Here is a 13068-nt window from a genome sequence, read left to right as displayed (position 1 = left end):
AATTTGGCTGCAAAGGTAAGCAATGACAGTTTAATTTGAAAATCCGTAGAGAGATAATTTAAACTTTCTTTAAACTATTGATAATTATATTTTTATAAATAACTAAATATTAAAGCGTAATGCTCGTTCCAAGCACCTGTAAAAAGGCTGCCATCCATTGTGGATGAGCTGGCCATGCGGGTGCTGTTACCAGCTTACCATCTACCACTGCCTCATAAACATTCACGGAAACATAAGTGCCCCCGGCGGAGGTGACTTCAGGCGCTACTGCCGGATAAGCCGTTAATTTTTTGCCCCTTACCACATCGGCAGCGGTCAGGATCTGTATACCATGACAAACAGCTGCTACCGGTTTATCCTCCAAAAAGAAATGTTTTACCAGCTCCAATACATTTTTATTTAACCGCAGGTATTCGGGCGCACGGCCACCGGCTATTACCAGGGCATCATAATCGGCACCGGCAATATCATTAAAGGTGGCATTGAGCACAAAACCATGACCTGGCTTTTCGCTATAGGTCTGGTCACCTTCAAAATCGTGAATCGCAGTTTTGATCTTATCTCCAGCCGCCTTGTCGGGGCATACGGCGTGTACATCATGACCTATCATCTGCAACATCTGGAAAGGAACCATCGTTTCGTAGTCTTCAGCATAGTCTCCGGTCAGTAACAATATCTTCTTCTGTGCCATATGATAAAAGGTTAGTTTATGATTAAAGATAAGGTTTTTTAGCTGTTGGCTTTTAGCCATTAGCCATTAGAAAAAATGCAGCGAAGATCATCCATAATGATCTTCGCTGCATTTTTTCTAATGGCTAATGGCTAGAAGCTAATGCCTGAAAGCACTATTAATATCCCGGATTCTGCGGGAACTCATTCGTAGTTCTGTCAATCTGGTCCTGTGGAATAGGGCGCAATACGTGGGTTGGCTTAATATTGTTCCGGGCCTCCTCATTATGCAGCTTTACTCTTTCCAGCAGCTTGTGGGTGCGGGTCAGGTCAAACCAGCGCATTTGTTCTCCTACCAGCTCCCGGCCTCTTTCATCCAGAATAAAATCGATGGTCATATCTGCTGCGGATACGGTCATGGCATCGCGGTTGGCCTGTGTTTCTGCCGGGGTAGCGCCAATACGGGCAGATCTCCAGCGGATCACATTTACGAGATCAGCGGCCGCCTGTTTTTTTCCATCCATCATCAGGGCTTCTGCTTCTATCAGGTAAGTCTCCGCCAAACGCATTGCTATAAAAGGCCTTACACCGGAAGCCTGGTTATCAGGACGCAGTGCATCTGCAAATTTATTTAAGGAAGGATACAGCTTTTCTGTATACTGTCTTGGAGGTACCAGCAAATAAGGCTTGCTGGCAATCACGGCATCAGATACATCATAACCGGGCAGGTAAACAGCTGTATCGCCCATCTTCAAATTGTCAACAGGCGCATTGGTTCTCCAGAGTGTGGTGTAGAATTTCTCGTAACGCACATCATGTATCCTGTCTTTATACAGCGTATCGATCAGGAACTTTGTAGGTCTGAAACGCTTCCAGGGCGTACCATTTGGCAAATCACGTTTCATTCCTTTCAATACATCATACTGCATCAGGAAAAAGCGGCAGGCGTTGTTATCCGGGTAGCCATAAATTGGATCGGTGGTATATTGCGCGGCAAAAATAGTTTCATCATTATTTTCTTTACCCTGTGCCCATACCTGTCCAACGTCGGTGAGCAACTTAAATCCGTAGTTCTTAATTACCATGTCAGCATATTTGGCCGCATTCGCATAATCGCCTGCCTTTGCCTGCGGAGAAGAAGCCCGGGTCAGGTAAACCCTTGCCAACAGGTGTTCTGCGGCTGGCTTGGTAGCGCGGCCCCATTCCGCCTGTGTGGCAGGCAAGTCAGTTTCTGCAGCCAGCAGGTCGTTGATCACCGCATCGTAGATTGCAGATACCGAATCACGATGTGCCTCTCTTGAAATTTCGGTATTTTCGTGTAGGCGTAAGGGTATTGCACCAAATAGTTGCGTCAGCACAAAATGATAATGCGCCCTGCAAAACAGCGCCTCAGCTACTCCTTTTTTCCTGGAGGCATCATCCAGGTCAGCAATCTTGCCTGCCCGGTCTATCGCTACGTTACAGGCGTTGATCGTTTGATAGAAACTGTTCCATACTTCACGGATATGGTCATAACGGGAATCCAGCTGTGAAGTATACTGACTGGTAAATTTGAAATTCCCATCGGAGCCATTTGTAATTATATCTGTACCGGTTTCGGTGAGCGTCATGCCCCGTTCTGTGCTGTAAAAATTGCGCATAGACACATAGGAACCGTTTACAGCCGTCTGAAAGCCGGCCTTTGTATTATAGAAATCATCTGTTACGTTGGTGACTATCTTTTCATCCAGCATTTTATTACAGGAAGTAGCAGCAACGGTCAGCAGCATGATGACAGGAATTATATATCTCATAACATTTTCTTTTTAAGATGTTTAATCAGGACCGGTTGATTTTAAAATTTGGCACTTACTCCGAATTGCAACATCCAGGTAGCGGGAGCATCAATACCGATCACATTTACGTCTTCCGGATCAACTCCTTTCCAGGTTTGGCGGTAGGGCGCCAGGATCATTGGGTTTTTAACGCCCACGTTCACCCGGAGATCCTGCATCCGCATACTTTTCACCAGTGCGTCCGGGAAGGCATAGTTAAGTGTAATACTCCTGATCTTAAAGAAAGAGCCATCGAAATAACTTAACGACTGATAGTTGCTTGGTCTTTCCTGGTTGGCATTAGGTCGTGGAAAATCGTTGGTAGGATTAGCCGGTGTATTATAATCGATATTCAGGTTATTATAACGTCCAAACAGGGTGTTATAATTCTGGTAGAAATCACTTTTAATCATGCTTCCTACACGTGCAAAGGCAACGATCGACAATTCAAATCCTTTATAAGAAAAACGCTGGGTGGTACCTGCGGACCATTTAGGCTCCGGAGATCCCAGGATCTGCCGGTCGTTCTTAGCATCGATCAGCGTATCGTTATTCACATCTTCCAGCCTGATTTCACCTGGTTTCAGGTTATAGCGTTTAGCCAGCTGGGCGTCTTTATCCTGCCAGACACCGACCTTCTTAAAATCATAGTATACATAAGTAGGTTGACCTACAAACCAGGCATTTCCAACATCTGCGGTTCTACCATCGCCAAGCGAAAGAATCTTCGACCGGTTAAAGAACAGGTTAGCGTCCATTTTCCAGCTAAACCCTTTCGGGTTGTCAATGATGGTGGCACTCACTCCAAATTCAAAACCACGGTTCTGGGAAGAACCCAGGTTCATCAGCACTTCATTAAATCCATTGCTGAACGGGAGTGATTGAGGCATGAGCAGATCGGTGGTATGTTGGTTATACCATTCCATCACACCCGTGATACGTCCATTCAGGAATCCGAAGTCAATACCAATGTCGGTAGAAGTGGTGGACTCCCAGGTAAGGTTTGGATTGCGCAGATCGAGTGGTACAAAGCCCAGTACGCCTTTATTTCCGAAGGAATAAGGAATCCTGCTCAGGTTACCCTGCGTTGCATATGGGTTAATACCGGTGTTACCAATACGACCATAGCTTGCACGCAGTTTCAGGTTATCCAGGATATGCTGACCTTTCATCCAGTTTTCGTTGATCATGTTCCATGCTACGGCCACAGAAGGGAAATAACCCCATTTTTTACCGGGTGCGAAACGGGAAGATCCATCAGAGCGCAGGGTAAGGGTGGCGAGATAGCGGTCATCATAGCCATAGTTCAAACGCCCCATGTAGGAAAGAATGGTCCAGGAACTGAGACCACTGGTTACCCCTGTTACGTTGAGTGATTGTCCCAGATTGTAATACTGTTGTGATTCTACCGGTATACCTCTTACGTTGGTAGTAGAAAAATCGAGGTTCTGACGTTGAACACTGTATAAGCCGGTAAAGCCGATCGTATGTTTTTTGATCTCCTTGTTATAGGTCACAATGTTTTCGATAGTATACGCCATGGTAGACGCATTTCCTTTGCTAGCCGTAGCATCGCCACCGCCAATCAGCAGGTTGGTATTGTTTTTACCCTGAAAAAGGCCATAGTTGTAATTCTGGATATCCGGCCCTACATTCAGGCGATATTTCAAACCATCTATGATTTCTACTTCGGCAAACAGGCTGGTGAAAATGCGGAAGCGTTTCATCAATTCAACACGGTTGCCGGGTACATAATCCAACAGCGGGTTAGGTTGCTGACTATCGCCCGTTGGATAGGTGATCAGTTTTCCGTTATCATCGTAAGGAGTGGCAATCGGCAACATCTTCAGCGCATTGTCGATCCCATTATAGGTTTCACCGTTGCGTTCACTGTAAGCGCCCAGGAGGGTGGCTCCTACACGAACACGATTGCCAATCAGCTGGTCGATCCCAAAATTGAAATTATAGCGCTCATAACTTTGCAGCTTCAGTACACCCTGATCTTTGAAGTACCCCAATCCTACGGTGTACTTCGTTTTATCTGTACCTCCGGCTACGCTGAGGCCGTGATTGGTTTGATATCCCGGGGAGATCATCAGTTTCTGCCAGTCTACGTTCGTACCTTTCTGGATATTGGCATATTCAACTGTGTTAAATATTTTTTTGTCTGATGCATCCGCGTTGGCATCATCATATTTGCCGATAGTGCGGTTGGCTTCCCGACGCATATCAATGAAGCGTTTGGCGTCCATCATATCTGATTCTCCCAGCTGTTGTACATATCCGTAGGAACCGGTGTAGGAAACCACTGGTTTTCCTTCCTTGCCTTTCTGGGTGGTAATGAGTACCACGCCGTTGGCACCTCTGGAGCCATAGATGGCCGTTGCGGAGGCATCTTTCAAAATATCCATCGATTGTATTACACCTGTACCGATATCACTAAGGGTCCCTGCGTAAGGAATACCATCAACTACGTAGAGAGGATCATTGCCGGCGCGAAGGGAGCGGCTACCACGGATACGCACGGTGGGCTCATCACCGGGCTTGCTACTATTGTTGAGTACTTCCACACCAGGTGCGCGGCCCTGTAAAGCCTGCTGGGGGTTGGTTACCGGTACATCCTGTATAGACTTTGTGCCAACAGAGGAGATGGAGCCCGTTACGTCCTTTTTCTTTTGTGAACCGTAGCCCACTACTACGATTTCCTCGAGTTTCTTACGGTCTTCCTCCATCAACACTGAAATAATTTTGTTTCCGGTGTAGGGTTCTTCACGTGAAGTAAATCCGATAAAAGTGAATACCAGTACAGCATTGGCTGGCTCTTTAATTTGCAGGCGGTAATGTCCTTTGGCATCAGTTTGGGTACCGGTATTTTTGCCTTTCAGTGACACCGTAACTCCGACGAGTGGAGTTTTCTGGGCGTCCAGCACATTGCCTTCTACAGTAATGATGTTGCCCTGAGACATGGTAAGTTGATGGAATAGCAGACAGGCTACCATACAGACCATACGTGAAAAATACTTTTTCATAACGTTGTTTAATGTGATTGTGGAATAAAGGGTACTTAAGTTAGATTATTGGCTGTCTCTTCAGGTTCTTCCTGGTAGCCAAAATAAGATAATTTTAGATTATTGCAATCGTTTGCATGTATTATTTTCGTGTCAATTATTGCAAATGCCCCAGTGGCCGGATTATCATTCAGTTAAAAAATAAAATCTTTTGCAATCGGTTGTAAAAATGAAATTCATTGATTATTTTGGACACCTTATTCCGTTTAAGTTATGAAAAAGACGATCCTTTTATGTGGCTCCCTGCTGTGCATGTACGGTGGCCTTTTTGCTCAGAAAGCCCAGTGGCAGCAGCTTTTCAACGGTAAAGATCTGAAGGGCTGGAAACAGCTGGGGGGTGAAGCTAAATATAATGTGCAGAACGGTGAAATTGTGGGTACTACAGTACTGAACACACCGAATTCTTTTCTGGCAACGGACAAGGAGTATGGAGACTTTATCCTGGAGCTGGAATTCAAGCTGGGAAAGGAATTTAATTCCGGTATACAATTCCGCAGCCAAAGCAGATCCGATTATCAGAATGGCCGCGTATTTGGCTACCAGATGGAAATAGATCCTTCCGATCGTAAATGGAGCGGGGGGATATATGAAGAAGGCCGCAGGGGCTGGCAATACCCGATGGAACTGAATCCAGCAGGGCAGAATGCCTTCAAAAAAGACGGCTGGAATAAATACCGCATTGAGTGCCGGGGCAATGAAATGCGTACCTGGGTTAATGGTGTACCTACCGCTCACCTGGTAGATACTGCACTACCAAAGGGTTTCATCGCGTTACAGGTACATGGTATCGGCAAAAATGCAGCAGATGACAACAAAAATATCTACTGGAAAAATATCCGCCTGATAGAAAATCCCGCAGCTTCTCAGTATTCCCCTTATGACAACATTTATGTAGTTAATAATGTAGACAATACCATTTCCGGTCAGGAAAAGAAAAACGGGTACCAGTTATTATGGGATGGCAAAACCAGTAAAGGCTGGAGGGGCGTTTACAAAAAGGATTTCCCTACCAAAGGCTGGCATATGGAGAATGGAATATTAACCATTGGTCATTCTACGGGAGATGAAGAAGGCAGCGGCGGAGACATTATCACCGATAAACAATACGGCGCTTTCGAGCTGGAATTTACCTTCAAACTCACACCAGGTGCGAATAGTGGGGTAAAATACTTTGTAAGCGAAACCTATGAAACGGGGGGGAAGTCGGCCATCGGGCTGGAGTACCAGGTATTGGATGACGAAAAGCACCCGGATGCAAAATTAGGACGCGACGGAAACCGCACGTTAGCAAGTCTTTACGACCTCATGACAAGAAAACAGGAAAAACGTGCCATCAACCCTATTGGAGAATGGAACAAAGGTCGTATTATTGTGTATCCAAATAATCACGTAGAACATTGGTTAAACGGGTTTAAGGTGCTGGAATATGAGCGGGGCTCCCAAGCCTTCAAAGATCTGGTGGCGATCAGCAAGTATAAAGACTGGAAGAATTTTGGCTTGTGGCCCGAAGGGCATATCCTTTTACAGGATCATGGCAATGAGGTTTCTTTCAAGAGTATTCGAATAAAAATTCTTAAATAATATTTTTTATCTTTTTTTTCATTGTTCACTGTTCTAAATAAGCATTCCGATTCTTCGGAATGCTTTTTTTCTTTAGAGAAAACGGTAAATTACTCCTTATTCACAACCCATCATCATGAGTATGTTACAACAAAAAGGCTACCTGTTCCTGCTGGGAACCCTGCTTGCGGGTGCATGTCAGCAACAAAGCAGCCATAGTAATGCTTCGGCAGTGCAGGACTCCCTGCACCAACTGGCCGCCCGTTACTATGACGAAAACATGGCCCTCAATCCTTTGCAGGCCACGCAAAACGGGGAAAATCAGTACAATGATCAGCTGCCTATAGACATCAGCGAAGGATTCCGCGCAAAAGCAGATTCCTTCTATGCCAGCTACCAGCAAGTCATTAAAACCATTGACACTGCTGCACTTTCCGGCAATGACCGCATTACCTACGACATGTTGCAACGGGAGTTCAACATTAACCGGGAGGGGCTGCGCTTTCATGATCACCTGATGCCGGTACAACAGTTTACCTGTTTGCCGCTTACCCTGGCACAACTGGGCTCCGGGTCTTCGGCCCAGCCTTTTAAAACGGAAAAGGACTATCACAACTTCATGCACCGTATGGAACAATTTGCCATATGGACGGATACCGCTATTGCCAATATGCGCCGGGGCATTGCCACCGGATACGTATTGCCCAAAAGTCTGGTGGTGAAGGTGATTCCCCAGGTAGCGGAGCTGGCAAAGAAAGATACCGCCAACAATGTATACTATGCGCCGATAAAAACTATCCCGGATTCACTGGGCGCTGCGGTTAAAGCAGGTCTGCGTACTGATTATGCCGCTGCGGTTGAAAAATACATCCTGCCATCTTACGCTAAACTGCGTGATTTCATGCAACAGGAGTACCTGCCTAAAGCCCGTACCAGCAGTGGCATTGAAGCAATTCCGGATGGTGTGCCATACTATGCGTTTCTCATAAAAAGCTGGACCACCACCAATATGAAGCCAGAGGAAATTTACGCCCTGGGTGAAAAAGAGGTTGCCCGTATCCGTGGCGAAATGGAAACGGTGAAAAACAGCACCGGGTTCAAGGGAGATCTGCCGGCCTTCTTTGCATCTGTGCGTTCCGACAAAAAGCTGCGCATCTTCAAAACCCCTGCTGCGATACTGGATTCTTTCAAAGCAATTGAAAACAAGATCATGCCTGGCGTCAAAAAGATGTACGGTCATCTCCCTAAAACAAAATTCGAAATCCGTCAAACGGAAGCCTACCGGGCTGCTTCTGCCTCTGCTGAATATATGCAGGGTAGTGCAGATGGTACCCGTCCCGGTGTATTTTACGTGCCGATCCTGGATGCGGCTACATTTTCCTACACGGGGATGGAATGTCTCTTTTTGCATGAAGCCATTCCCGGTCACCATTTCCAGATCTCCCTGCAGCAGGAAAATGATTCCCTGCCTAAGTTCCGCCGTTTCTCCTGGGTTGGTGCCTATGGCGAGGGATATGCCCTGTATTGCGAAAGTTTGGGAAAAGAGCTGGGCCTGTATACCGATCCATATATGTACTTTGGCCGGTTAACCGATGAAATACACCGCGCTATTCGTTTAGTCGTGGATGTTGGCTTACATGCCAAGGGCTGGACCCGCGAGCAGGCGATTAAATATATGATGGACAACGAGCCATTATCCGAACAGGAAGCTACCGCTGAAATAGAGCGCTATATGGCCATTCCGGCGCAGGCGCTTTCCTATAAAATTGGTGAGCTGAAGATCCGTGGCTTGCGGAACAAGTATACCAATGAATTAGGCGATAAATTCAGCTTATCTTCTTTTCATGATGAGTTGCTGAAAGATGGTTGTGTACCACTTTCTGTGCTGGAACAAAAGATGGCTCGCTGGGCAGCAGCACAACACTAAGCATTACGCTAAAGCGATAAAGCAAAAGCCATTGAAGCGAGTAATGAACCCGCTTCAATGGCTTTTGCTTTATGCTTTACGCTTTAAGCTCTTCCAATCACTGATTAAATTTTGATTAAGAAAAAAATCAGTATTCCGGCAAAAGGCGCGCTGATTCAGGGGAGCACTATTCTCTTGCCTGCAAACTGTTACTTTTTAACATTCAGTATTGCGTTTTATTTCCTATTTTTATAAGGCAGTTTCATTCACTATTTACAGCGTAGATTTACCTAAACCACACATACTTCATATTTTAATATGTTAGTCTGTGCATGTAAACTATTCGGCAAACTTGTCGTTCTAAAAAACGGCGTTATATAATATTCTTTAAAACCTGCTGTTATGTTTGATCACACCCTCGATTTATGCCGGTCACTCCCGGCGGTCATCACTGAAAAAAAGTGGGACAATGAGCTGCGCTTTTATGTAGGCGAAAAATTATTCTGCATGATTTCTCTGGAGCCACCGCACCGGGTGTCATTTAAATGCAGTCAAACGCAATTTCATCAATTGATTTCAAGGCCTGGCATTGTGCCTGCACCTCATCTGGCGCGGTATCACTGGGTACAGTTGAAACAGGAAGATATGTTGCCGGAGCCGGAGCTGGAAACTTTTCTGCATAATGCTTATGAGATCATTGTGAGCTCCCTGCCACCATTTGAGCAGGAAGCTATCCATAAGATGAAGGCACACGCCTGATTATTTCCAGATGGTAAAGAAGATATCGTATACGCCGAATACGATAAGGGTGAGTGCAAATAATTTTTCGAGGGCAGGTGTTTTCATCTTAACGGCCGTTTTGGCGCCCAGGTAAGAAGCAGGCAAAGCAGTGAGCGATAACAGCAGTGCAATATTCCAGTCTATATGCCCCAGCCACCAGTGTGTTAATGCACCTGGTACCGATAAAACAGCCGACAACACTACTGCACAGGCAAGTGCCTGTTTGATCGGCATTTTCAATTTTTTAATAAAGAAGGAGCTGAATAAGATACCTCCTGCATTTGCCAGCAATCCCGACAAAAAGCCGATAAACAAAGCAGCTATGATCAGTTTACCTGCCGGCACATCTCCACTTTCCACCCGTACCTCTCCAACAGGTTTACCCCGCATAAAGGAATACATCAGGGAAAGGCCCGTAGCCATAATAAACAGGGCAGTCATAATCATCAGTGATTTCCCGGGCAAATAACTGCTGAGCCAGGAACCGATAATCGTGGCAGGTACGCCAAAAGCAGCCCCCAGCAGGATCACCCGCTTGTTGAATAACTTCTCTTTGCGATACACTGCCGTAGCAGATAAAGTGCTGGTAATAGACGCCGGTAAAGGCGATGCCAGTGCAAAAAAAGGATTAACACCGGCAAATATCTGCAGGGCAGGTGTGCTGATGGCACTGCCTCCTTTACCCAACAAACCAGATAAATAGCCTACTACTAAGCCTATCAGTAATACTGACAGGTATTGAGATTGTTGTAAAAACTCCATTCAATCATCCCTCCGGGAACGCGCAACTTCGTGGTTGGTGTGGTTGGTTATAAAAAATTACAGGTACACCAAAAATAGGCTAACATCATTCCACGAACAAATAATATGGATAACTAAAAGTTATGGGAGATAACAAGATATTATATTTATTGCTAGTCTATAAACGTAATAGGAGAAGGGGTTTGAAGATATGTGAAGATACGGAATTTTGAGATCCGATAATTGAAAGGAAGAGTAATTTTTTCAAAAATCAACTTTTACTTTCCAGTCACCGACACTCAAAATTCCGTCATTATTTATGCTTTGGGAGCCCAGCCTTTTTCATATTCTCTTTCCCACATTTTCATTGCTTCTTTATCATTGAGGATATGACCATTGGTAGGATCGGTATGAAGAATACGGCCGGAGCGCTGTGCGATATTGCCGAGCAAACAGAGCAGGGTGCTGCGGTAGCCGATATTGATTTCGGAATTAAGCGAGGCATTACCACGAATGCTTTCCAGGAAATTGCTGATATGCACGGCATCGTAGAATTCACCGGCAGGACTAACGGTATTGGTTACACTCTGATTAGGATTGGCTGCCTGTTTTACTTCTTTGATCACTTTGCCTTTAGGATCGATGAGCTTGTAGCTATCGCCACCTGAATTATACAGACTTCCGTTTTCACCGAACAATGCAAATCCGCGGCCACTGCCTTCCAGGTTAAAAGGGCTGCAGCTGCGGCCTTCCCAGGCAATTGCTTTGCCGCCTTCAAATTCGAAGTTGAGGGTTTGTGTATCTGGTGTTTCCCAATCATCTTTCGGATAAGCGTAACGCCCTCCTGCAGAAGTTACTTTGGTAGGGAATTCCACGTCCATAAACCAACGTAGACAGTCCAGTTCATGGGTGGCATTATTACATGTTTCAGAGGTGCCCCAGTTCCAGCGCCAATGCCAGTTGTAATGCACAATATTATCCAGGTAATCGCGGCGTGGTGCAGGGCCCTGCCATAAGTCCCAATCCAGTGTAGCCGGCACCGGGATCTTTTTACCGACACCAATAGGTTCCCGGTTATTTACATACCATCCCCTTCCATAATATACTTTTCCCAGTACCTGCTGCTCTTTTACCTCCTTTACTGCCTGTTGAAGGTTGGGCCAGGAACGGCGCTGATTCCCCATTTGCACAAGGCGATTGTATTTTTTCGCGGCCGCTAACAGTATTTCTCCCTCACCTGGATTGTGTGCACAGGGCTTTTCCACGTAAACGTGTTTACCTGCGGCAGTAGCCATTATGGCTGCCGGTGCATGCCAATGGTCTGGTGCTGCTACTATCAGCGCGTCAAAATCTTTGCGCTCCAGTAATTTGCGGATGTCTTTAATAACAGTGGGCTTCCTATCCTGCGCGCCTGCAACGGCTTTGAGTCCCTTTGCAATAGCGCCGTCTTCCACATCGCAGATATAGCCAATTTCAGCACCAGGCAGCTTAGCCGCGCATTGTGCCAGCCAGTTTCCCCTGGAGTTGACACCCATTACTCCCAGCACCAGTTTATTACTGGGTGCATTTTTCCCGAAAACAGGAAAATTAAGAATGGTGAGTCCTGCTCCTAAACCGGCCATGCTACCGGTTTTCAGAAAATCTCTTCTTTTCATAACGGACAGATATTTATTCTTGGTTGTTCGAAAAAACAATCGGTTGCATGAATGTAGAAAATTAATTCCCGGAATTATAGAAATTTTGATGAGAGGAAGCGGATTTTGTTTTTCCCAGGATTATACTGATTTCCCAGATACTGTTTTAAGGATTAAAAAAGATTTGCTAAGAAATCAGCGGATAATTTCGCTCACATCTTGCAAAATCATAAAAGTAAAAATCAGTATAATCAGTATAATCCTGGGAAAGACAATCTTCACTGGAACTACTAAAAGCGCAGACTCGCGGCAACACGCCCCGGAGCAAAGGTCACCTGCATGGCATCAAACTTTTGATAGAGGGCTTTCCCATGACGATGATGAATCGTGAGGTTCACTGCATCATATAACAACAGGAAGCCACCCTGCAGGATAATAGAGGTACCATAGCCTTTCCAGCGGTCCTGTTCTTTACCGGTTTGGTTTTTTCCGTATTCCCGGGCATAGAGGCCTCCCAGGATGTAAGCAACGTCCAGTGCACCGTTTACCAGGTATATCTTTTCTATCTTGTTTTGTTCTTTAATGCTGCCCTGCATATTATAGTTGCCAGGATTGAGTTTGCGGTTGCCAAGGTAACCGGCGGTGGCGATTCCCAGGTTCACTACATTCCAGATGGCATTCATCTGATGAAAGTATTTGGCTTCTCCGTTGGTTTGCCCCATGGCAATCAATCCTGTAGCAATATTGGCAACAGACCAACCTCCCAGTACGATCATAGCGTTTTTAGTAGTTTGTATGCGTTCCCGGTTAAATTTTTCCAGGTACAAACTATCCTGCGCCATTAGCCTTACAGCCAATAGCAGCGCGATTATCAGGGTACCACCATATTTATGCAT

9 protein-coding genes are annotated in these 13068 nt (G+C 45.6%); 3 read left to right on the top strand and 6 right to left on the bottom strand.

The window, feature by feature from the left end; translation table 11 throughout:
• Nucleotides 1-109: 109 nt before the first annotated feature.
• The 3 genes from AB4Z08_RS09160 to AB4Z08_RS09150 form a co-directional block, all read right to left on the bottom strand.
• Nucleotides 110-691, bottom strand: coding sequence for a DJ-1/PfpI family protein (locus AB4Z08_RS09160; RefSeq protein WP_441573425.1), 582 nt, complete (start codon nucleotides 689-691; stop codon nucleotides 110-112).
• A gap of 157 nt (nucleotides 692-848) precedes the next feature.
• A complete protein-coding gene (locus AB4Z08_RS09155) occupies nucleotides 849-2462 on the bottom strand; it encodes a RagB/SusD family nutrient uptake outer membrane protein (protein WP_441573424.1) in 1614 nt (537 codons plus the stop codon).
• A 41-nt stretch (nucleotides 2463-2503) separates the two neighbouring features.
• Nucleotides 2504-5512 (bottom strand): SusC/RagA family TonB-linked outer membrane protein, encoded by a 3009-nt coding sequence (locus tag AB4Z08_RS09150; RefSeq protein WP_441573423.1) that lies wholly within the window; start codon nucleotides 5510-5512, stop codon nucleotides 2504-2506.
• A 252-nt stretch (nucleotides 5513-5764) separates the two neighbouring features.
• Here AB4Z08_RS09150 and AB4Z08_RS09145 point away from each other — a divergent pair, with 252 nt between their 5' ends.
• The 3 genes from AB4Z08_RS09145 to AB4Z08_RS09135 all read left to right on the top strand — a co-directional run bounded on the left by AB4Z08_RS09145 (nucleotide 5765) and on the right by AB4Z08_RS09135 (nucleotide 9776).
• Nucleotides 5765-7132, top strand: coding sequence for a 3-keto-disaccharide hydrolase (locus tag AB4Z08_RS09145; RefSeq protein WP_441573422.1), 1368 nt, complete (start codon nucleotides 5765-5767; stop codon nucleotides 7130-7132).
• A 115-nt stretch (nucleotides 7133-7247) separates the two neighbouring features.
• Nucleotides 7248-9038 carry a DUF885 domain-containing protein gene (locus AB4Z08_RS09140; RefSeq protein ID WP_441573421.1) on the top strand — a complete coding sequence of 597 codons (1791 nt, stop codon included), beginning with the start codon at nucleotides 7248-7250 and terminating at the stop codon, nucleotides 9036-9038.
• A gap of 381 nt (nucleotides 9039-9419) precedes the next feature.
• Complete coding sequence (locus tag AB4Z08_RS09135; protein WP_441573420.1) at nucleotides 9420-9776, top strand: MmcQ/YjbR family DNA-binding protein; 357 nt, start codon at nucleotides 9420-9422, stop codon at nucleotides 9774-9776.
• On the opposite strand, the gene AB4Z08_RS09130 is transcribed toward AB4Z08_RS09135, so the two are convergent.
• The 3 genes from AB4Z08_RS09130 to AB4Z08_RS09120 form a co-directional block, all read right to left on the bottom strand.
• Complete coding sequence (locus tag AB4Z08_RS09130; protein ID WP_441573419.1) at nucleotides 9777-10559, bottom strand: sulfite exporter TauE/SafE family protein; 783 nt, start codon at nucleotides 10557-10559, stop codon at nucleotides 9777-9779. It abuts the gene before it with no gap.
• A gap of 296 nt (nucleotides 10560-10855) precedes the next feature.
• A complete protein-coding gene (locus AB4Z08_RS09125; RefSeq protein ID WP_441573418.1) occupies nucleotides 10856-12193 on the bottom strand; it encodes a Gfo/Idh/MocA family protein in 1338 nt (445 codons plus the stop codon).
• A 269-nt stretch (nucleotides 12194-12462) separates the two neighbouring features.
• Nucleotides 12463-13068 carry a DUF6992 family protein gene (locus AB4Z08_RS09120; RefSeq protein WP_441573417.1) on the bottom strand — a complete coding sequence of 202 codons (606 nt, stop codon included), beginning with the start codon at nucleotides 13066-13068 and terminating at the stop codon, nucleotides 12463-12465.

It is taken from the genome of Chitinophaga sp. RAB17, assembly GCF_052114225.1.
Lineage (GTDB): Bacteria > Bacteroidota > Bacteroidia > Chitinophagales > Chitinophagaceae > Chitinophaga.
The sequence above is the reverse complement of the archived record's forward strand: the minus strand, read 5'-3'. Positions and strand labels throughout refer to the sequence as shown.